The organism is Caballeronia sp. INDeC2 (assembly GCF_023631325.1).
In the GTDB taxonomy this organism is placed as follows: Bacteria; Pseudomonadota; Gammaproteobacteria; order Burkholderiales; family Burkholderiaceae; genus Caballeronia.
Map to the genome: position 1 here is coordinate 1 of NZ_JALQDG010000071.1, position 276 is coordinate 276.

Genomic DNA, 276 nt, shown 5'->3' on the forward strand with positions numbered 1-276 from the left:
CCATTAAGTTGACCAATTCCCTGAACGCACACGCCTCGGTGGACGATGACCGCAAGGATACCGACCTCAGCAATCAGGCCGAGGTCGACACGGTCGATGAGGCCCGGTCCGCCGAGGACTCCGACCCCGCCGACGCACAGGACCGGGCCGAGGCGCCGAAGACCGGTTCCTCGGACGTGGAGCAGGAGGCCGATCAGAAGGCGGACAGCGCCAAGGACGCCGATGGCGACCAGGACGCGGACGCCGATGAGGACACCGATGAGGACACCGGAGCCT

General features: G+C 66.7%; 1 pseudogene. It reads left to right on the forward strand.

Annotated features, from left to right (window positions below):
• Positions 1-276 (forward strand): annotated as a pseudogene (locus tag NCS28_RS33110) (TUGYCR motif thioredoxin fold (seleno)protein); the annotation flags it as partial.